General features: G+C 71.0%; 13 protein-coding genes and 1 pseudogene. 9 read left to right on the top strand and 5 right to left on the bottom strand.

All coding sequences use genetic code 11. The features are described from left to right. Positions 1-82: 82 nt before the first annotated feature. Positions 83-1759 carry a carboxyl transferase domain-containing protein gene (locus tag ACTWP9_RS12470; RefSeq protein WP_443246137.1) on the bottom strand — a complete coding sequence of 559 codons (1677 nt, stop codon included), beginning with the start codon at positions 1757-1759 and terminating at the stop codon, positions 83-85. Between the two features lie 173 nt (positions 1760-1932). Between ACTWP9_RS12470 and ACTWP9_RS12475 the strand changes: the two genes are divergently transcribed. From ACTWP9_RS12475 to tesB, 3 genes and pseudogenes are all read left to right on the top strand, one after another. Next, on the top strand, positions 1933-2556 hold the full coding sequence (locus tag ACTWP9_RS12475; RefSeq protein ID WP_443246138.1) for an SACE_7040 family transcriptional regulator: 624 nt from the start codon (positions 1933-1935) through the stop codon (positions 2554-2556). Between the two features lie 199 nt (positions 2557-2755). After that, positions 2756-3913 carry an acyl-CoA dehydrogenase family protein gene (locus ACTWP9_RS12480; RefSeq protein WP_443246139.1) on the top strand — a complete coding sequence of 386 codons (1158 nt, stop codon included), beginning with the start codon at positions 2756-2758 and terminating at the stop codon, positions 3911-3913. 76 nt (positions 3914-3989) lie between these two features. Next, positions 3990-4871: pseudogene (gene tesB / locus ACTWP9_RS12485) on the top strand (acyl-CoA thioesterase II); the annotation flags it as partial. Positions 4872-4880: 9 nt separating this feature from the next. On the opposite strand, the gene ACTWP9_RS12490 reads toward tesB, so the two are convergent. Next, positions 4881-5705 carry a phosphatase gene (locus ACTWP9_RS12490; protein WP_443246140.1) on the bottom strand — a complete coding sequence of 275 codons (825 nt, stop codon included), beginning with the start codon at positions 5703-5705 and terminating at the stop codon, positions 4881-4883. Positions 5706-5818: 113 nt separating this feature from the next. Here ACTWP9_RS12490 and speB point away from each other — a divergent pair, with 113 nt between their 5' ends. Beyond that, positions 5819-6811: an agmatinase gene (gene speB, locus ACTWP9_RS12495; RefSeq protein ID WP_443246141.1), complete on the top strand. Its 993-nt coding sequence runs from the start codon at positions 5819-5821 to the stop codon at positions 6809-6811. A gap of 624 nt (positions 6812-7435) precedes the next feature. After that, positions 7436-11236 carry an ABC transporter ATP-binding protein gene (locus ACTWP9_RS12500; RefSeq protein WP_443246142.1) on the top strand — a complete coding sequence of 1267 codons (3801 nt, stop codon included), beginning with the start codon at positions 7436-7438 and terminating at the stop codon, positions 11234-11236. A 202-nt stretch (positions 11237-11438) separates the two neighbouring features. Here ACTWP9_RS12500 and ACTWP9_RS12505 read toward each other — a convergent pair whose 3' ends face one another. Next, complete coding sequence (locus ACTWP9_RS12505) at positions 11439-11936, bottom strand: NUDIX hydrolase (protein ID WP_443246143.1); 498 nt, start codon at positions 11934-11936, stop codon at positions 11439-11441. A gap of 158 nt (positions 11937-12094) precedes the next feature. On the opposite strand from ACTWP9_RS12505, the gene ACTWP9_RS12510 reads away from it, so the two are divergent. Next, the gene (locus ACTWP9_RS12510) at positions 12095-13519 is read left to right on the top strand and encodes a S28 family serine protease (RefSeq protein WP_443246144.1); all 1425 of its coding nucleotides are present in this window, start codon (positions 12095-12097) and stop codon (positions 13517-13519) included. Positions 13520-13567: 48 nt separating this feature from the next. Here ACTWP9_RS12510 and ACTWP9_RS12515 read toward each other — a convergent pair whose 3' ends face one another. Further along, positions 13568-14395 (bottom strand): sugar phosphate isomerase/epimerase family protein, encoded by an 828-nt coding sequence (locus tag ACTWP9_RS12515; protein WP_443246145.1) that lies wholly within the window; start codon positions 14393-14395, stop codon positions 13568-13570. A gap of 82 nt (positions 14396-14477) precedes the next feature. Continuing rightward, the gene (locus ACTWP9_RS12520; protein ID WP_443246146.1) at positions 14478-15656 is read right to left on the bottom strand and encodes a LacI family DNA-binding transcriptional regulator; all 1179 of its coding nucleotides are present in this window, start codon (positions 15654-15656) and stop codon (positions 14478-14480) included. Between the two features lie 175 nt (positions 15657-15831). Here ACTWP9_RS12520 and ACTWP9_RS12525 point away from each other — a divergent pair, with 175 nt between their 5' ends. Genes ACTWP9_RS12525 through ACTWP9_RS12535 form a run of 3 tightly spaced genes read left to right on the top strand, consistent with a single transcriptional unit; the run spans position 15832 to position 19063 of the window. Next, on the top strand, positions 15832-17004 hold the full coding sequence (locus ACTWP9_RS12525) for a Gfo/Idh/MocA family protein (RefSeq protein WP_443246147.1): 1173 nt from the start codon (positions 15832-15834) through the stop codon (positions 17002-17004). Further along, positions 17001-18218 (top strand): dihydrodipicolinate synthase family protein, encoded by a 1218-nt coding sequence (locus tag ACTWP9_RS12530; RefSeq protein ID WP_443246148.1) that lies wholly within the window; start codon positions 17001-17003, stop codon positions 18216-18218. Before ACTWP9_RS12525 ends, ACTWP9_RS12530 begins: the two co-directional genes overlap by 4 nt. After that, a complete protein-coding gene (locus ACTWP9_RS12535) occupies positions 18215-19063 on the top strand; it encodes a sugar phosphate isomerase/epimerase family protein (protein WP_443246149.1) in 849 nt (282 codons plus the stop codon). Before ACTWP9_RS12530 ends, ACTWP9_RS12535 begins: the two co-directional genes overlap by 4 nt. Positions 19064-19072 lie beyond the last annotated feature (9 nt).

A 19072-nucleotide genomic window follows, 5' to 3' on the forward strand; every position in this document is an offset into this window, starting at 1 on the left:
CTCGCCCTCACGATCCCGTCGCTCCTGGCCCTCTTGCTCCTGGCCCCGACTTCAACGCTCGGCTGTGTCATGTCCCGCCCCCTCACATCCGGAAGACGCCGAAGCGGGGCGCCTCCGGATCGCGCTGCGGCAGGGGGGCGTTGGCGCAGGCGGTCAGCGCCAGCCCCAGCACCTGGCGGGTCTCCAGCGGGTCGATCACCCCGTCGTCCCACAGCCGGGCGGTGGCGTAGTACGCATTGCCCTGGGTCTCGTACTGCGCGCGGACGGGGGCACGGAACTCCTCTTCCTCCTCCGCGCTCCACTCCTCGCCGCGCGCCTCCATCTGGTCCCGTTTGACGGTGGCGAGCACCGAGGCGGCCTGTTCGCCACCCATCACCGAGATCTTGGCGTTCGGCCACATCCACAGAAAGCGGGGGCTGTAGGCCCGGCCGCACATCGAGTAGTTGCCTGCGCCGTAGGAGCCGCCGATCACGACCGTCAGCTTCGGCACCCGGGCGCAGGCCACGGCGGTGACCATCTTGGCGCCGTGCTTGGCGATGCCGCCCGCCTCGTAGTCCTTGCCGACCATGAAGCCCGAGATGTTCTGGAGGAAGAGCAGCGGGATGCCGCGCTGGTCGCACAGCTCGATGAAGTGGGCGCCCTTCTGGGCCGACTCGGAGAAGAGGATGCCGTTGTTGGCCACCACCCCGACCGGGTGGCCGTGGATATGGGCGAACCCGGTGACCAGCGTGGTGCCGTACTCCGCCTTGAACTCCTGGAAGCAGGAGCCGTCCACCAGGCGGGCGATGACCTCGTGCACGTCGTAGGGCGTGCGGGAGTCGGCCGGCACCACGTCGTAGAGCCGCGCGGGGTCCAGGGCCGGCTCCTCCGTGGGGCGCACCGCCCAGGGGAGGGCCGAGGCGGCCGGGGGCGCGGGCAGGGTGGCGACGATATGACGGACGATGCGCAGCGCGTGCGCGTCGTCCTCGGCGAGGTGGTCGGTGACGCCTGAGATCCGGGCGTGCGTCTCACCGCCGCCCAGCTCCTCGGCAGTGACCACCTCGCCGGTCGCGGCCTTCACAAGCGGCGGGCCGCCCAGGAAGATCGTGCCCTGCTCACGCACGATCACCGCCTCGTCGCTCATCGCCGGGACGTAGGCGCCGCCCGCCGTGCAGGAGCCGAGGACGGCGGCGATCTGCGGGACGCCGGAGGCGGACATCCGGGCCTGGTTGTAGAAGATGCGGCCGAAGTGCTCGCGGTCGGGGAAGACCTCGTCCTGCATCGGCAGGAATGCGCCGCCCGAGTCGACCAGATAGAGACACGGCAGCCGGTTCTCCAGGGCGATCTCCTGGGCACGCAGATGCTTCTTGACCGTCATGGGGTAGTAGGTGCCGCCCTTGACCGTGGCGTCGTTGGCGACGATCACCGCCTCACGCCCTGAGACCCGCCCGATGCCGGCGATCACTCCCGCGGCCGGGGCCGCGTCCTCGTACATCCCGTCCGCAGCCAGCGGGGAGAGCTCCAGGAAGGGGGAGCCGGGATCCAGCAGGGCGTCCACCCGCTCGCGCGGCAGCAGCTTGCCGCGTGCGGTGTGCCGCTCCCGGGCCCGGGCGCCGCCGCCCAGCCGGGCACGCGCCAGTTTTTCGCGGAGCTGCCCGGCCAGCTCGCGGTGGGCCCTGCGGTTCTCCGCCGCCGTGTCCGAGCCCGGGTCGAGGGCGCTCCCCAGGCGTGGCGCCGCGGGCCCGTGCCCGCTCACGTCCCGCACTGCTCGCTCGTCCATTCGGCCAGCCCCCTTGCTCGCACGTCACCACCCACAACAAGTCGCGCGCCACGCCACCGCACAGCCGGCGCGGCGCACCACGAGCCGACGCCAGAACCGGACATCGGTTAGCCGTCGTTAACTCGATGCCTCCAGGTTAACGCTCACTAACGCGGCTGTCTAGAATGGTCTGCATGAGCACGAAGACGGCAGGCACAGCCGCACCCAGCCGACGGGAGCAGATCCTGCGGGAGGCAGCTCGGCTCTTCGCCGAGCGTGGTTTCCACGGGGTGGGTGTCGACGAGATAGGAGCCGCCGTCGGTATCAGCGGCCCCGGCCTCTACCGCCACTTCGCGGGCAAGGACGCGATGCTCGCCGAGTTGCTGGTGGGGATCAGCGAGCGGCTCTACGAAGGAGGGCGGCGCAGATCCGAGGAGTCCGCGACGGCGGGCCTGCCTCCGGATGCGGCGCTGGACGCGCTGATCGAGGGGCATATCGACTTCGCGCTGGACGACCGCGAGCTGATCACCCTCCACGACCGTGAGCTGGACCGGCTGCGGGAGGCCGACCGCAAGCAGGTCCGCAAGCTCCAGCGGCAGTACGTCGAGCTGTGGGTCTCCGCCGTCCGTGCGCTGTATCCGGATCTGACCGAGCTGGAGGCCCGGGTCTCGGTGCACACCGTCTTCGGGCTGCTGAACTCGACGCCGCATCTGAGCGGCCCCTCGGTGCTGCCCGACCGGGAGACGACGGCCGCGCTGCTGCACCGCCTGGCACGCGGCGCCCTCTCGGCCGCGGCGCCCGAAGAGCCCGCCGAGTAACCCCCGGGAGTCCGCCGGGCAACACCTGAAAGCCCGCTGGGCAACCAGAGTCGAGGCGGCGGAGGCCGAGGCCGCGGAGGTGTCGCGCTGCCCGGCGGCCAGGGGCTGCCCTGGACAGTCGAGCTGACCGCTCGGTAGCTTTGGCTCCCATAGGCTGAGCAAGCGCTTAGCCATCGCCAAGGTGACGAGGAGGCGTGCTGTGCGCCGCACGGTGTTCAACGAGGACCACGAAGCGTTCCGCCAGACGATCCGCGACTTCATCGCGGCGGAGGTCGTGCCCTACTACCCGCAGTGGGCCGAGCAGGGCTATGTGCCCAAGGAGTTCTACAAGAAGCTCGGCGAACTGGGCGTCTTCGGCATCGAGGTCCCCGAGGAGTACGGCGGCGCGGGTGAGACCAGCTTCAAGTACAACGCCGTGATCACCGAGGAGTGCGCCCGCGCGGGCGTCAGCTTCGGTGGCTCCGGTGTGCACACCGCGCTCTGCCTCCCGTACCTGCTCAAGTACGCCGACGAGGAGCAGAAGAAGCGCTGGCTGCCCGACTTCGTCTCCGGCGAGATGATGACCGCCATCGCCATGACCGAGCCGGGTACCGGCTCCGACCTGGCCGGGATGAAGACCACCGCCAAGCTCTCCGAGGACGGCAGGCACTACATCCTCAACGGCGCCAAGACCTTCATCACCGGCGGCGTCCAGGCCGACCGCGTCCTGGTCTGCGCCCGTACCGCGCCCCCGACTCCTGAGGACCGGCGCGGCGGTATCTCCATCCTCGTGGTGGACGCCAAGAGCGAGGGCTACGCGGTCGGCCGCAAGCTCGACAAGCTCGGGCTGCGTACCTCCGACACCGCCGAACTGTCCTTCACCGACGTCAAGGTGCCCGTGGAGGACCTGCTGGGCGAGGAGGGCAAGGCGTTCTCCTACCTCACGCACAACCTGCCGCAGGAGCGGCTCGGCATCGCCATCGGCGCTTACGCGATGTCCGCGGCTGCCGTGCGCTTCGCCCACCAGTACGTCAAGGAGCGGACGGTCTTCGGCAAGGAGGTGGCCTCCTTCCAGAACACCAAGTTCGTGCTCGCCGACTGCAAGGCGGACGTGGACGCGATGGAGGCCGTCGTGGACCGCGCCCTGGAGGCGCTGGACGCCGGCGAGTTGACGCCCGCGGACGCCGCCTCGGCCAAGCTGTTCACCACCGAGATCGCCGCCCGGGTGATCGACAAGTGCCTGCAGCTGCACGGCGGTTACGGCTACATGCTGGAGTACCCGATCGCCAACCTGTACGCCGACACCCGCGTCTCGCGCATCTACGGCGGCACCAGTGAGGTCATGCGGTCCATCGTCGCGAAGTCCATGGGCCTGTGAGCGAGGCGACCGTGCCGGACCACGGGCCGGTGAGCGGCGGGACCGCGCCGCAGCCCCCCTCGGCAGAATCAGGAACATGAGCCAAGAACTGACGTCCCTGCTCGACCTGCTCGACCTGGAGCGCGTCGAGCAGGACATCTTCCGCGGCAGCAGCCGTCCCGCCGTCGTCCCCCGGGTCTTCGGCGGGCAGGTCGCCGCCCAGGCACTCGTCGCCGCCTGCCGCACCGTTCCCGCCGGGCGGCTGCCGCACTCCCTGCACGCGTACTTCCTGCGCCCCGGCGACCCGGGGGCGCACATCGTCTACACAGTGGACCGGATACGCGACGGGCGGTCCTTCACCACGCGCCGGGTGGTGGCCGTACAGCACGGGCAGCCGATCTTCCATCTGTCCGCCTCGTTCCAGGTGTACGAGGAAGGGATGGAGCATCAGGAGCCGATGCCCCAGGCGCCCGACCCGGAGACGCTGCCGACCGCGGAGGAGATCCTGCCGCGCTACCGGGAGCTTTTCGCCGACCCTCAGGTGCCCGAGCGGCTGCTGCGGGCGCGGGCCGCGGTGGATCTGCGGTATGTCGAGGAGCCGCCGTTCGGCAGGGTGGGCAGGCCGGGTGAGCCGCGCTCCCAGGTGTGGTTCCGCACCAACGGGAAGCTGGACGGCGAGCTGGACGACCCGATGCTGCACATCTGTCTGGCGACCTACGTCTCGGACATGACGCTGCTGGACTCCGTGCTGCTCGCGCACGGCAGGGGCGGCTGGGCGGTCGGCGATGTGGTCGGGGCCAGCCTGGACCACGCCATGTGGTTCCACCGTCCGTTCCGCGCGGACGAGTGGCTGCTCTACGACCAGGAGTCCCCCACGGCACAGGGCGGCAGAGGACTCGCCAGGGGGAGGATCTTCACCCGGGACGGCCGGCTGGTCGTCTCCGTCATCCAGGAGGGCGTTGTCCGGGCCCCGCGGGGGGAGCGGCGGTCAGCCGGTCAGCCCCGCAGCGGCGAGCAGGTAGGCCGTCATCGGCTCGTAGAAGCGCGGGTCGACCACGTGGTCGTCCAGGGGCACGGTGACCTCCAGGGTGCCCTCCGCCTCGCCCAGGAAGAGCGCGGGGTCGTTGCAGTCGGCGAACCCGACAGCGGTCAGTCCGTGCTGTGCCGCGCGGCCCGCCCAGCCGTGGTCGGCCACCACCAGGTCGGGCAGCGGCTCTCCGGCCTGCTCCAGAGCGTGCAGCACGCCCGCCATCGGCTCGGGGGAGTGGGTGTGCCACAGGGAGGCGCCCCGCTCGTAGACGGCGACCCCCTGGAACTGCACGATGACGCCCTCGTCCGCGAAGACGTTCAGCGGAGTGCGGACGATGTCGCACCCGGCCGCACGCAGTGCGGCGGCGAGGGTGCCGTGCATGTCGAGCAGCGCCCCCGGGTGACCGGTGGCGAACAGCACCCGGCTGCGCCCCTCGGCCGCCTTGCGCAGCTCGGCGGCTGCCCGGTCGAGCGCAGCCACGGTCAGCTCCGGGTCGATGGTGTCCTGGCCCGTGCGGTAGTCCGGGTCGTCGTTGACGCCGCACCGCTCGGCCATCACCGCCAGCACGTCCTGTTCGTCCGCCCACCGGTCGCCCAGCTCCAGGCCGAGCCAGTAGTGGCGGTCGCCGTTGGCGAGCTTGCGGTAGTGGGACAGGTTGTTCTCCCGCGGCGTGGCGACGTCCCCCGCGATCCGGGTGCGCACCAAGTGGCTGGTCAGCTCGTCACGGGAGGGCGCTTCCGGAAGCGGCAGGGGCAGCGACACGGGCAAGAGAGGCTGTGACATGTAGCCATTGTGGCTTGTGCGGCCGCGGGATGGACGGAGTGTCCAAAAGGCGGCAGTACGCCCCTGCGGACCGTCCAACGGCGGACGAGCCCGTTCCGCCTACGCTCGACGGTATGACCAGCAGCGAAATACATCCCTCCGACAGCGTTCCGACGCCCCGTGGCCCCGTCGACTCCTCCCGGGTGCCCCGTTACGCGGGCCCCGCGACCTTCGCGAGGCTGCCGCGGATCGACGAGACGGGCGGCCGGGCCGACGTCGCCGTGGTGGGCGTCCCGTTCGACACCGGCGTCTCCTACCGCCCCGGCGCCCGCTTCGGCGGGAACGCCGTCCGGGAGGCGTCGCGGCTGCTGCGGCCCTACAACCCGGCGCAGGACGCCGCGCCGTTCGCGCTGGCGCAGGTCGCGGACGCCGGGGACATCGCAGTCAACCCGTTCGACATCAATGAAGCCGTCGAGACGGTGGAGGAGGCGGCCGGCTCCCTGCTGGAGACCGGTGCCCGACTGATGACGCTCGGCGGCGACCACACCATCGCGCTGCCGCTGCTGCGCGCGATGGCCCGTAAGCACGGTCCCGTGGCACTGCTGCACTTCGATGCGCACCTGGATACCTGGGACACCTACTTCGGCGCCGCCTACACCCATGGCACCCCGTTCCGGCGCGCTGTCGAGGAGGGTCTGCTGGACACCTCGGCGCTCTCCCATGTCGGCACCAGGGGGCCGCTGTACGGGAAGCGCGACCTGGACGACGACGCCAAGATGGGCTTCGGCATCGTCACCTCCGCCGATGTGATGCGGCGGGGCGTGGACGAGGTGACCGACCAGCTGCGGCAGCGCATCGGCAACCGTCCGCTCTACGTCTCGGTCGACATCGATGTGCTCGACCCCGCGCACGCGCCGGGTACGGGCACTCCGGAGGCGGGCGGACTCACCTCGCGGGAACTGTTGGAGATCCTGCGCGGCCTGTCCGACTGCAATCTGATCTCTGCCGATCTGGTGGAAGTCGCGCCCGCTTACGACCACGCGGAGATCACTTCTGTCGCCGCCTCGCACACGGCGTACGAGCTGACGACGCTGATGACACGGCAGATCGCGGCAGCTCGCGGCTGACGAGGGGGCTGTTCCGGCGGCCTGGATGAGCGGGTTCCGGCCGTGTTTGGGGACCGTGTCCTTCCGGTGCCCCGTGCGCGTTCTGCCCCTGTCCTGTACCCATGGGGGGAATTGGCCGCGTTCGACATCCCGAACGATGCAGGTCGGGATGGGCTTGACGGTACACGGCAAAACATCCGCTCAGTCACGGAACGCCACTGGTTTAATACGGGACGTTACTAAATTTGATCGGTCGATGTGCATTCCGTGGAAGTTCTCGACAGACTGCACAAGCGATCCCGCGGGAAGACGGCGCGGAGCGATCGCGGAGCTGGCCTCGTGGGGGGTGCCGGCCCGCGCGCACCCAGGGACGCGCCGTCGGTGGCCGGGGCGGCCTCGGAAGAGCCAAGGGCTCACCGGGCCGCCTTCGGTCACCCTCTCCTCCCCGGCCCCCGTCACTCCTCGCCGCCCCCGCCATTTTCCTCTCCCCTTCCGGCGCTCTCCTTCAGCCCCGTGCGCTCTCCTTCTGCCCCCGGTGCGCTCATCCCGCCCCTGGGCACCCCGGGATGAAAATCCGATCCTTTGCTGTTGGGCCTTCCGCAGGGAAGGCCGGGAAGGGCCCGACGCGAAGGGACTGGGGACGTCGTGACGAAGGAGAGTGCGGATGCGCGGGGCTGGGCGCGGCGGCTGGCCGGGTACTGCTGGCGGTACCGACGCGCGGTCGTGCTCGCGCTGGGCGCCTCGCTGGGCGGCATGGCCGTCATGGGCCTCGTTCCGCTGCTGACCAAGATCATCATCGATGACGTGGTCGTCGGCGGGAAGGGCAGCCTGTGGACCTGGATCGGGCTGCTCATCGCCGCCGCTGCCGTCATCTACGTACTGACCTACGCGCGCCGCTACTACGGCGGACGGCTCGCGCTGGACGTCCAGCACGACCTGCGGACCGAGATGTACCGCTCGATCGTGCGGCTGGACGGGCGCAGCCAGGACGAGCTGTCCACCGGGCAGGTCGTCGGGCGCGGCACCAGCGATCTCCAGCTGGTGCAGAGCCTGTTGTTCATGCTGCCCATGATGATCGGCAACGTGCTGCTGTTCCTGGTGGCGCTCGTCGTGATGTTCGTCCTCTCGCCGCTGCTGACCCTGGTGTCGGTGGCCGTCTTCCCGCTGCTGTGGTGGGTCGCCGACCTCAGCCGCAAGCGCCTCTTCCCGGCGACCTGGTACGCGCAGCAGCAGGCCGGTGCGGTCGCCTCCGTGGTGGACGGATCGGTCACCGGCGTCCGCGTGGTGAAAGGGTTCGGTCAGGAAGCGCAGGAGACCGGAAAGCTGCGGACCATCAGCCGGAAGCTGTTCGCCGGGCGGCTGCGCACCGTACGCCTCAACGCGCGCTACACCCCGGCCCTTCAGACAGTGCCCTCCCTCGGGCAGGTCGGCATGCTGGCGCTCGGCGGCTGGATGGCCACCCGCGGGGAGATCACCCTGGGCACCTTCGTCGCCTTCTCCACCTACCTGGCGCAGCTGGTGGGCCCCGTCCGGATGCTGGCCATGATGCTCACCGTAGGACAGCAGGCACGGGCAGGTGTCGAGCGGGTCTACGACCTGATCGACACCGAACCGCAGATGGCCGAGAGCCCGCATGCGCGTGCCCTGCCGAAGTCCGCCGACGCGTCTGTCGAGTTCGAGGACGTCACCTTCGGCTACGCACCGGACAACCCGGTGCTGGACGGCTTCAGCCTGCGCATCGAGCCCGGTGAGACGGTCGCTCTGGTGGGCGCCAGCGGCAGCGGAAAGTCCACCGTCTCCATGCTGCTGCCGCGCTACTACGACGTGACGGGCGGAGCGGTGCGCGTCGGCGGCCAGGACGTACGGGAGCTGACGCTGGACTCCCTGCGCTCCGCCATCGGCCTCGTACCCGAGAACCCGTTCCTGTTCTCCTCCTCCCTCCGGGAGAACATCGCCTACGGCGCACCCGACGCCACCGACGAGGAGATCCGCGCCGCCGCCCGGGCCGCGCAGGCCGACCGCTTCATCCAGGAGCTGCCCGACGGCTACGAGACCGCCGTCGGCGAGCAGGGACTGACCCTCTCCGGCGGTCAGCGGCAGCGCATCGCGCTCGCCCGCGCCCTGCTGACCGACCCGCGGCTGCTGCTCCTGGACGACGCCACCTCGGCCGTGGACGCCCGCGTGGAACACGAGATACACGAGGCGCTGCGCGAGGTCATGGCGGGCCGCACCACGCTGCTGATCGCCCACCGGCAGTCCACCCTCGCGCTGGCCGACCGCATCGCGGTGCTGGAAGGCGGGCGGCTGGCCGACATCGGCACCCACGAGGAGCTGACCGAGCGCTGCGCCCTCTACCGACGGCTGCTCACCGACCCGGACGAACTCGGCGACGTGGAGCGCGACCCCGCCGGTATGGCGGTGCACGACGCACACGACACCATCGACGGGGTGACCCCCGAACTGTGGGTGCGCGAGCAGGAGCCGGCAGCGGACGGTGCGGCCTCGGCGGGCAGCACCGGCACCGCCGCCGCGCAGGCCGGACGGCCCGGCACCTTCGGAGCCGAACTCGCGGGGCTGCCCGGCAGCCCCGAACTGCTCGCCAGAGTGGCCGCGCTGCCGCCCGCCGACGACACCCCGGACGTGGACGAAGAGCGCGCCGAGCGGCGGGAGGACTCCTACGGGCTGCGCCGCCTGCTGCGCGGTTTTGGAGCCGCTCTGCTGGTCGCCCTGGTCTTCGCCGCGCTGGACGCCGGGTTCGGGCTGCTGCTGCCCGTGCTGATCCGGCACGGCATCGACGACGGCGTGGAGAAGGGCGCGCTGGGCGCCGTCTGGTTCGCCTCCGGACTGGCGCTGGCCGTGGTCGTCGCCCAGTGGGCCGCACAGGTCGGCTCACTGCTGCTGACCGGACGCACCGGAGAGCGGGTGCTGTACGCCCTGCGGGTGAAGATTTTCGCGCAGTTGCAGCGGCTCGGACTCGACTACTACGAACGGCACTTGGCGGGTGCCGTGATGACCCGTATGACGACCGACGTGGACGCGCTGTCCACGTTCCTGCAGACCGGCCTCGTCACCGCCGTCGTCTCGCTCTTCACCTTCCTCGGCATCCTCGGCGCGCTGCTGGTGCTCGACCTACAGCTGGCCCTGGTCGTCTTCGCGACGCTGCCGCTGCTGGTCGTCGGGACGGTCTTCTTCCGCAGGCAGAGCGTCAAGGCGTACGAACTGGCCCGCGAGCGGGTGAGCGTGGTCAACGCGGACCTTCAGGAGTCGGTGGCCGGGCTGCGGATGGTGCAGGCGTTCCGGGGAGAGGAGCGCGGCGCCGAGCAGTTCGAGCGGCGCAGCGACGGCTACCGCCGGGCGCGGGTGCGCGGCCAGTGGCTGATATCCGTCTACTTCCCCTTCGTTCAGCTCCTCGCTTCCGTGGCAACCGCAGCGGTGCTGGTCGTCGGCGCGGGACGGATCGAGAACAACACACTGACGGCGGGCGCGCTGGTGGCCTACCTGCTCTACATCGAGCTGTTCTTCGCACCGGTACAGCAGCTCTCACAGGTCTTCGACGGATACCAGCAGGCGGCCGTCTCGCTGCGCCGCATCCAGGAGCTGCTGCGCGAGGAGAGCAGCACGCCCCCGGCGGCGTCTCCGCGCGAATTGACGGCACTGCGCGGCCGGATCGAGTTCCAGGACGTGCACTTCCGCTACGCCACCGCCGACCCGGCCGGTGCGCAGGAGAGCGAGGAGGCGCTCTCGGGCGTCCGGCTGACCATTCCGGCCGGGCAGACCGTCGCCTTCGTGGGGGAGACCGGCGCGGGCAAGTCCACCCTGGTCAAGCTCGTCGCCCGGTTCTACGACCCGAGCGGGGGCGCCGTCCTGGTCGACGGCCACGATCTGCGCGACATCGACCTGACGGGCTATCGGCACCGGCTCGGGGTGGTGCCCCAGGAGCCCTACCTCTTCCCGGGCACCGTGCGGGACGCCATCGCCTACGGCCGGATGGACGCGACGGACGCCGAAGTGGAGGCGGCGGCACGGGCGGTCGGCGCACACGACATGATCGCCTCCCTGTCGGGCGGCTATCTGCACGAGGTGGACGAGCGGGGCCGCAATCTGTCCGCCGGACAGCGGCAGTTGATCGCGCTGGCCAGGGCCGAACTGGTGGACCCGGCGATCCTGCTGCTGGACGAGGCGACGGCGGCGCTCGACCTGGCGACCGAGTCGCTGGTCAACCAGGCCACCGACCAACTGGCCGGGTCCCGCACCACGCTGGTGGTGGCGCACCGGCTGACGACTGCCGCGCGCGCCGACCGGGTGGTCGTCCTCGACCACGGGCGCATCGTCGAGGACGGCACGCACGAGGAGCTGGTGGCACGCGGCGGACGCTACGCGGAGCTGTGGCGCACCTTCGCGGGCGAGCCCGCCACGGGGGGCCCGGAGCACGCGCTGGCCCCGTGATCGGCGGCGCCCAGGGCTTGTCCGACGGATTCTGTCCTGCCCTCCCCTGTTCTGGGACGGAGGTGCCCCTGCCCGCCGCCCGCAGACTGCGGCTACGTCGTGGCTGGGCGCGCAGTTCCCCGCGCCCCTTCGGGGCGCACGTCTCCTCCTGCGCTCGCCAGGCAGCAGGTCCCGTCGGACAAGCGGTATGCGCTGTTGCGCCTCAGCTGCCGCAGAGGCCGACCACATATTCGTCCACTGTCTGCACCTCGCCGTAGGGCAACGGTTCCTCACCTGCGCGCCAGTGGATGGCGGAAATCTCGTCGGTCGGGGTGAAGGGCAGCACTTCGGCCAGCTTGCCGGTGTAGACGGCGCCGTAGAGCACCCGTTGCTCAGGTCCCAGAGCGGTGCGCGCGAAGCCGACGAAGCGCAGTGCTCTCGGGTCGACCAGCTGGCAGGTCTCCTCGCGCAGTTCGCGTGCTGCCGCCTGGCGCGGGCTCTCGCCCTCCTCGATGCCGCCGCCGGGCAGCTCCCAGCAGGCGCGGTCGCGCACATGGACCATCAGCAGCCGGTCCGCGTGCCGCACGGCCAGCAGGACATAGCCCACGGGCGCGTCGGGGAAGCGGGCGTCCTCCTCTTCGCGGTGGAAGGAGAGCAGCCGCATCCCGCGCGGGCCCGTGGCCAGCGGGGCGGGCGTCGGCGGGGTGGCGGGATCAGTCATGACGGCAGCGTAGACCCGGCCACCGACAGTGCTGCCGACACCGCTGAGCGGTGTGCGCTCCTCCGTATTCCGTACGCGTGGCGGTTGCCAGGGTCTGGCGGAGCCGGTCCCGCGCCGATAGGTTCTCGACGACTTTTGGCGCAGTAAGGGGAGGGTGAATGCGTAAAACGCTCAGATGGCTGCTCTCTTTGGTGGTGCTCATAGGCACCTTCAGCGTGGGCAGTGCCACGGCGGGGGCCGCCACCGCGGCCGGTACCGCAGCCGATACGGATATCAAGGACCGCATCCTCGCGGTGCCCGGGATGAGCCTCATCGAGGAGAAGCCGGTCGACGGGTACCGCTTCTTCCTGCTCAATTACGAACAGCCGGTGGACCATCGGCGCCCCGGCAAGGGCACCTTCAAGCAGCGCATTTCCATCCTGCACAAGGACACCAACCGTCCTACCGTCTTCTTCACCAGCGGCTACGACCTCAACACCAAACCCAGCCGCAGTGAGCCGACGCAGCTGACGGACGGCAACCAGGTCTCCATGGAGTACCGCTTCTTCACCCCCTCCCGGCCGCAGCCTGCCGACTGGTCGAAGCTGACCATCTGGCAGGCCGCCAGCGACCAGCACCGCATCCATAAGGCGCTCAAGCAGATCTACAACAAGAACTGGATCGCGACCGGCGGCAGCAAGGGCGGAATGACGGCGACCTACTACCGCCGCTTCTACCCGAACGACATGGACGGCACCGTCCCCTACGTCGCCCCGAACGACGCCCGCAACGACGAGGACTCCGCGTACTACAAGTTCTTCAAGAACGTGGGCTCCAAAGAGTGCCGCGACCTGCTGAACGGCGCGCAGCACGAGATCTTCGAGCGGCGCGGCGAGATGGTTTCCCGCATCAAGGCGTGGGCCAAGGAGAACGACTACACCTTCGAACTGGCCGGCAGTGCCGACAAGGCGTTCGAGCTGGTCGGGCAGGACCTCGTCTGGGGCTTCTGGCAGTACCACCTGGAGAGCGAGTGCGACAAGGTGCCCGCCACCGACGCCTCCACGGACGCGCTCTACAAGTGGGCGAACGAGATCGGCGGCTGGGAGGCCGGCACCGACCAGGGCATGCTGCCGTACACCCCGTACTACTACCAGGCGGGCACCCAGATGGGATCGCCCGACTACGAGGAGCCGCTCCTCGACGACGTGCGCAAGTACCCGGGCCTGAACGTGCCGCGCACCTACGTGCCGCGCAACATCCCGATGGAGTTCAACAAGCACGACAAGGCGATGCGTGACATCGACCGCTGGGTGCGCAACAGCTCCTCGCAGATGCTCTACGTCTACGGCGAGAACGACCCCTGGGGCGCCGAGCCGTTCCGTCCCGGCAAGCACACCAAGGACACCGCCGTCTACACGGCACCCGGGCAGCACCACGGAGCGAAGATCGCCACGCTCAAGGAGGACGACCGGGCAGCCGCCACCCGCATGGTGATGAAGTTCGCCGGCCTCAAGGTCGACCCGGACAAGAAGCCCAAGCGGCTGACGGCCTACGACAAGCAGCTGGACAAGCCGCAGAAGAACGCGCTGCAGCTCCGTCCCTGACGGTCCACGCCCACGTGGCCGTGTGACGGCCCGCGTGCGCCAGGACAACTAGGCCGCGTCGGCCAGCAGGCCCAGCAGATGCTCACGGACCTGTGGCAGCAGCGCGGGCAGCTCACGGACCTCGGGGTACCAGCGCTTCTCGTACTCCCAGCACAGCCACTCGACGCCCGTCCCCTCCCCGGGGGCGGGCGTCTCGGCGTCCGTTGCACGGGTGAGCAGTTCCGCGACGTCCGTGAGGGGCAGTACGCCCTCGCCGGGCGGCAGCGGGGTGGTGTCCTCCCGGGAGGCGATGTCCTTCACCTGTACGTAGCCCAGATACGGGCCGAGCAGCCGGTACGTCTCCTCCGGGTCCTCACCGCCGCGCCAGGTGTGCATCACGTCCCACAGGGCGCCCGCGCCCGGGTGGTCCACCTCGCGCAGCACACGCGCCGCATCGGCGCCGGTGCTGTGCGAGTCGTGCGTCTCCAGCAGCACCCGCACGCCCAGGTCGGCCGCGATCACAGCAGCCTCCCTCAGCCGCCGTACGGCTGTCGTGTCGCCCTCCGCGAGGTCCGGGCCGCCGCCCGGGAAGACCCGGGCGTACGGTGCGCCCAGGTCGTGTGCCAGCTCCAACAGTGCGCGCACTTCGCCCAGTACGGGAGCGTCGTCGCCGCTCTCGGCCATCCGCGGGTATCCGGCCACGCTCAGCAGTGCAATGTCCGCCTCGGCGAACTGCTGCACCACCCGTTGCCGCTCACTCCGGTCGAGTCCGGGGTGCACCGGTTCCTCCGGGTGGCCGCGCAGTTCGACCCCGTGGAAGCCCGAGCGGGCGGCCAGGCGCAGCACCTCGGGGACGGGCATGCCGGGGACGCCGAGAGTGGAGAACGCGAGTCGCATGCGCTCACCCGATCAGATGCCCCTCCGTCCGGCAAGGTGCCGACAGCACGTGTCGGCCACACCGGGCTGCCGGCGCGAGCGCTCAATCTCCGGCGCGCGGCGGCGCCGTGGAGGCGCGGACCACCAGTTCGTGGCCCACGGCCGTCACCCCGCCCGGCGGAGGCGGCAGGGTGCCCAGTGCGAGCCGTCCGGCGCGGGCGCCCGCCTCGTGCAGCGGCAGCCGTACGGTGGTCAGTGAGGGGGAGGCATCGGCGCTGAAGGGCAGGTCGTCGAAGCCCGCCACCGACACGTCCTGGGGCACCCGCAGCCCCATCTCGCGAAGTGCCGCACAGACGCCGAGCGCGACGGTGTCGTTGGCGGCCAGTACGGCGGTCGTCCCGGGTGCTCTGTGCAGCAGTTCGCGGGCGCCCTGGTAGCCGCAGGAGCGGTCGTAGCCGCCGCCGTGAACGGTCAGCCGCTCGGCCTGCCCTGCGTCGAGGCCGCCGTGCGCGGCCAGCGCGGCGCGGTGGCCCTCCAGCCGGTGCCGGGTGGTGGTGCGCTCGGCCGGGCCCGCGACATAGCCGATGTGCCGGTGGCCCAGCGTCAGCAGATGCGCGGTCAGCGCCTGTGCTCCGCCGCGGTTGTCGAAGGCGACTGTCAGTACGGTGCCGCATGCGCCCTGCGCGGGTTCAGGGGCGCTGTGCGGGGCGCGCTGCGAGGTGCCGGGCCCGGCTGCCTGTTCCGTCCCCGTCCCCTCCAGCGGCGGCCTGCCGCACAGCACGATCCGGGTGCCGCCCGCGGCCAGCCGGCGCAGCCGGGCGGCCAGTGCGGCACTGTGCTCCGGGTCCTCCACAGCGCCGCCGGTCAGCACGATCGCTGCGGCGCGCTGGCGTTGCAGCAGCGTGAGGTAGGTGAGCTCCCGCTCGGGCGAGCCGCCCGTGTTGCAGACCACAGCGAGCTTCTGCGGGAGCGGTCCGCCCTGCCCGCCCTCCGGTTCGCCGTGTGCAGCGCCCTGCCGGCCCTCCAGTGCGCCCTGTACGGCGCCGGCGATGATGCCGAAGAACGGGTCTGCGATGTCGTTGACGAGGATGCCCAGCAGGTCGGAGCTGGCGGCGGCCAGCGCGCTGGCGGGGCCGTTGACCACGTACTCCAGCTCGTCCACTGCACGCAGTACGCGGTTCCTGGTGGCGTCGGCGACCGGATAGTTGCTGTTCAGCACGCGGGAGACGGTCGCAGACGAGACGCCCGCGCGTGCGGCGACGTCCGCCAGGGTCACTGCCATCCGTTCCTCCGCCTCGTCCCGATCGAGGACATGTTCCCACGGGCGCCGGTGCCGCCGCACCGGGTGTCATGTCCCTTGTGCGAGCTTTCCCCTGCGTCTACGGTGAGCGGCAGAAAGCGCTTACTGCGCGCCGCTACCCCGCTAACCACCCGCGACAGCAGGGAGACGAGCACACGTGTCACGCAGGACAGTCCGGATCGCCATGAACGGCGTCACCGGCCGGATGGGACACCGCCAGCACCTCGTACGCTCCGTCCTCGCGCTGCGCGAGGAGGGCGGCATCGACCTCGGCGGCGGCGAGACGCTGTGGCCCGAACCGGTCCTGGTGGGCCGCAGGGAGCACGCGCTGCGCGCCCTGGCGCACCAGTACGGGCTGGACCCGGAGGCTGTCTCCACCGACCTGGACGCGGTGCTGGCCGACGACAGCATCGACATCTACTTCGACGCACAGGTCACTTCGGCGCGCCAGGAAGCCCTCAAGAAGGCCATCGCGGCCGGCAAGCACATCTACGCGGAGAAGCCCACCGCCACCTCGCTGGACGGCGCCCTGGAGCTGGCCAGGGCGGCGTCCCGGGCGGGGATCAAACACGGCGTCGTCCAGGACAAGCTCTTCCTGCCCGGGCTGCGCAAGCTGGCACGGCTGGCCGAGAGCGGCTTCTTCGGCCGGGTGCTGTCGGTGCGGGGCGAGTTCGGCTACTGGGTGTTCGAGGGCGACTGGCAGAGCGCCCAGCGCCCCTCCTGGAACTACCGCGCGGAGGACGGCGGCGGCATCGTCAGCGACATGTTCCCGCACTGGGAGTATGTGCTGCACAACCTCTTCGGCCGCGTCACCTCCGTCCAGGCGCATGCCACCACCCACATCCCGCGCCGCTGGGACGAGCGGGGAGAGCCGTACGAGGCGACGGCGGACGACGCCGCGTACGGCATCTTCACCCTGGAGGGCGGTGCCGTCGCACAGATCAACTCCTCCTGGGCGGTACGGGTGCACCGGGACGAGCTGGTCGAGTTCCAGGTGGACGGCACCGAGGGCTCGGCCGTCGCCGGGCTGCGCGGCTGCCGCTACCAGCACCGGGCAGGCACCCCGAAACCGGTGTGGAACCCCGACCTGCCCGCCACCGAGCGCTTCCGCGACCAGTGGCAGGAGGTGCCCGACAACGACGGCGACGAGGACACCAACGGCTTCAAGGCGCAGTGGGAGCTGTTCCTGCGCCACGTCGCGGACCAGGGCGCGGCCGGGCCCTACCCGTGGGACCTGCTCGCGGGTGCGCGCGGGGTGCAGCTGGCCGAACTCGCCCTCAAGTCGTCGGCCGAGGGCCGCCGCTGCGAGGTACCGGAGCTGGCGCTGTGATCCGGCTGCCGGACCTCGCCACCGGGGGCATCCGCGCCTACGAGCCGCGCCGAACGCCCGCAGAGGCCGTACGCAGCCACCACGGCAGCGGCGCCCGCAGCACGGCGGGGAGAGTGCCGCTCGCCTCGCGTACCGTCTTCGCCGCCGCGCATGTGGTGGCCGACCCGCTGGCCGACACCTCGCCCTACGGTCCGGCAGCGCTCGACTGGGAGGCCACGCTCGCCTTCCGCCGCCATCTGTGGGAGCACGGGCTGGGCGTGGCCGAGGCGATGGACACCGCACAGCGCGGCATGGGCCTGGACTGGGCGGGTGCGGCCGAGCTGATCCGGCGTTCGGCCGCCGAGGCGAAGGCGGCCGGCGGCCGGCTCGCCTGCGGCGTGGGCACCGACCAGCTGAGCCCGCGCGGAGCGGGCCCGGCGCCGGATCGGGAGAAGGCGCTGGCTGCGATCACCGCCGCCTACGAGGAGCAGCTGGCGCTCACCGAGGACACCGGTGCGCAGGCCATCCTGATGGCCTCCCGGGCGCTGGCCGCTGTCGCGCGCGGTCCCGAGGACTACGAGCGCGTTTACGGCACCCTGTTGCGGCAGGCGAGCCGCCCTGTCGTGCTGCACTGGCTGGGCCCCATGTTCGACCCCGCACTGGAGGGCTACTGGGGCAGCGGCGAGCTGGACGAGGCCACCGACACCTTCCTGCGCATCATCGCGGCGCATCCCGAACGCGTGGACGGGGTGAAGGTCTCGCTGCTCGACGCCGACCGTGAAGTGGCACTGCGGCGGCGGCTTCCGCAGAACGTCACCTGCTATACCGGTGACGACTTCAACTACCCCCAGCTGATCCAGGGCGACGAGGCGGGCCACAGCGACGCACTGCTGGGCGTCTTCGATCCACTTGCCCCGCTCGCCGCGCACGCCGTACGGCTGCTGGATTCCGGAGACACCGCTGAGTTCCGGGCGGTGCTCGACCCGACCGTCCCTCTGGCGCGCCACCTCTTCCAGCAGCCCACCCGCTATTACAAGACCGGTGTGGTGCTGCTCGCCTGGCTGGCCGGACACCAGGGGCACTTCACCATGGTCGGCGGACTCCAGTCGGCCCGCTCCCTGCCGCACCTGGCACGCGCCTATGAACTCGCCGACTCCCTGGGCCTCTTCCCCGACCCGGAGCGTGCCGAGCACCGGATGAAACAGCTGCTCGCCGTCCAGGGAGTGGCCCAGTGAGCCCCCGACAGCCTGGGCAGGGCCTGGCCAGGTTCTCGGTCAACCAGGAGACGGTCCGCCAGCTGTCCCTGCCGCAACTGGCCCGGCAGACGGCCGAACTGGGTATCGGGGGCGTCGGACTGTGGCGCGATCCGGTGCGCGCTTACGGAGCGGCTGCCGCAGCCCGCCTCATGCGCCAGCACGGACTGGCCGTCACCTCGCTCTGCCGGGGCGGCTTCTTCACGGCACGGGAGGCGAAGGCGCGCCGTGCCGCGCTGGACGACAACCGGGCAGCCCTCGACGAGGCGGCCGAGCTGGGCACCGGTGTCCTGGTGCTCGTCTCGGGCGGCCTGCAGGACGGTGAGCGGGATCTGGCGGCGGCCCGCGAACGGATCGCCGACGCGCTTGCGGAACTCGCCCCCTACGCGCGGGAGCGCGGCGTACGGATGGCGCTCGAGCCGCTGCACCCGATGTACGCCTCCGACCGGTGCGTGGTCTCCACGCTCGGCCAGGCCCTCGAACTCGCCGAAGGGTTCCCCGCCGACGAGGTGGGGGTGGTGGTGGACACCTACCACCTGTGGTGGGACGAGCGGGTGCCGCAGCAGATCGCGCGGGCGGGCGAGCAGGGCCGGATCGCCCTGTTCCAGCTCGCCGACTGGGTCACGCCGCTGCCCGAGGGCGTACTGCTGGGCCGGGGCCAGTTGGGGGACGGCGCGGTCGACCTGCGGGCCTTCCGCACATGGACGGAGGCGGCCGGCTACCGGGGCCCCGTCGAGGTGGAGATCTTCAACCCGGCACTGTGGGAGCGGGACGGCGCCGAGGTGCTACGGGAGACCGCGGCGAGGTACCTCCAGCACGTCCTGTAGCGCCGCGCG

This window comes from Streptomyces sp. 3N207 (assembly GCF_052246355.1).
Taxonomy (GTDB): domain Bacteria; phylum Actinomycetota; class Actinomycetes; order Streptomycetales; family Streptomycetaceae; genus Streptomyces.

Excerpts from the sequence above, each read along its gene's own strand:
- ACTWP9_RS12470 (WP_443246137.1), bottom strand. The coding sequence starts at position 1,759 with ATGGACGAGCGAGCAGTGCGGGACGTGAGCGGGCACGGGCCCGCGGCG.
- ACTWP9_RS12475 (WP_443246138.1), top strand. The coding sequence starts at position 1,933 with ATGAGCACGAAGACGGCAGGCACAGCCGCACCCAGCCGACGGGAGCAG.
- ACTWP9_RS12490 (WP_443246140.1), bottom strand. The coding sequence starts at position 5,705 with ATGTCACAGCCTCTCTTGCCCGTGTCGCTGCCCCTGCCGCTTCCGGAA.
- speB (WP_443246141.1), top strand. The coding sequence starts at position 5,819 with ATGACCAGCAGCGAAATACATCCCTCCGACAGCGTTCCGACGCCCCGT.
- ACTWP9_RS12505 (WP_443246143.1), bottom strand. The coding sequence starts at position 11,936 with ATGACTGATCCCGCCACCCCGCCGACGCCCGCCCCGCTGGCCACGGGC.
- ACTWP9_RS12510 (WP_443246144.1), top strand. The coding sequence starts at position 12,095 with ATGCGTAAAACGCTCAGATGGCTGCTCTCTTTGGTGGTGCTCATAGGC.
- ACTWP9_RS12515 (WP_443246145.1), bottom strand. The coding sequence starts at position 14,395 with ATGCGACTCGCGTTCTCCACTCTCGGCGTCCCCGGCATGCCCGTCCCC.
- ACTWP9_RS12520 (WP_443246146.1), bottom strand. The coding sequence starts at position 15,656 with ATGGCAGTGACCCTGGCGGACGTCGCCGCACGCGCGGGCGTCTCGTCT.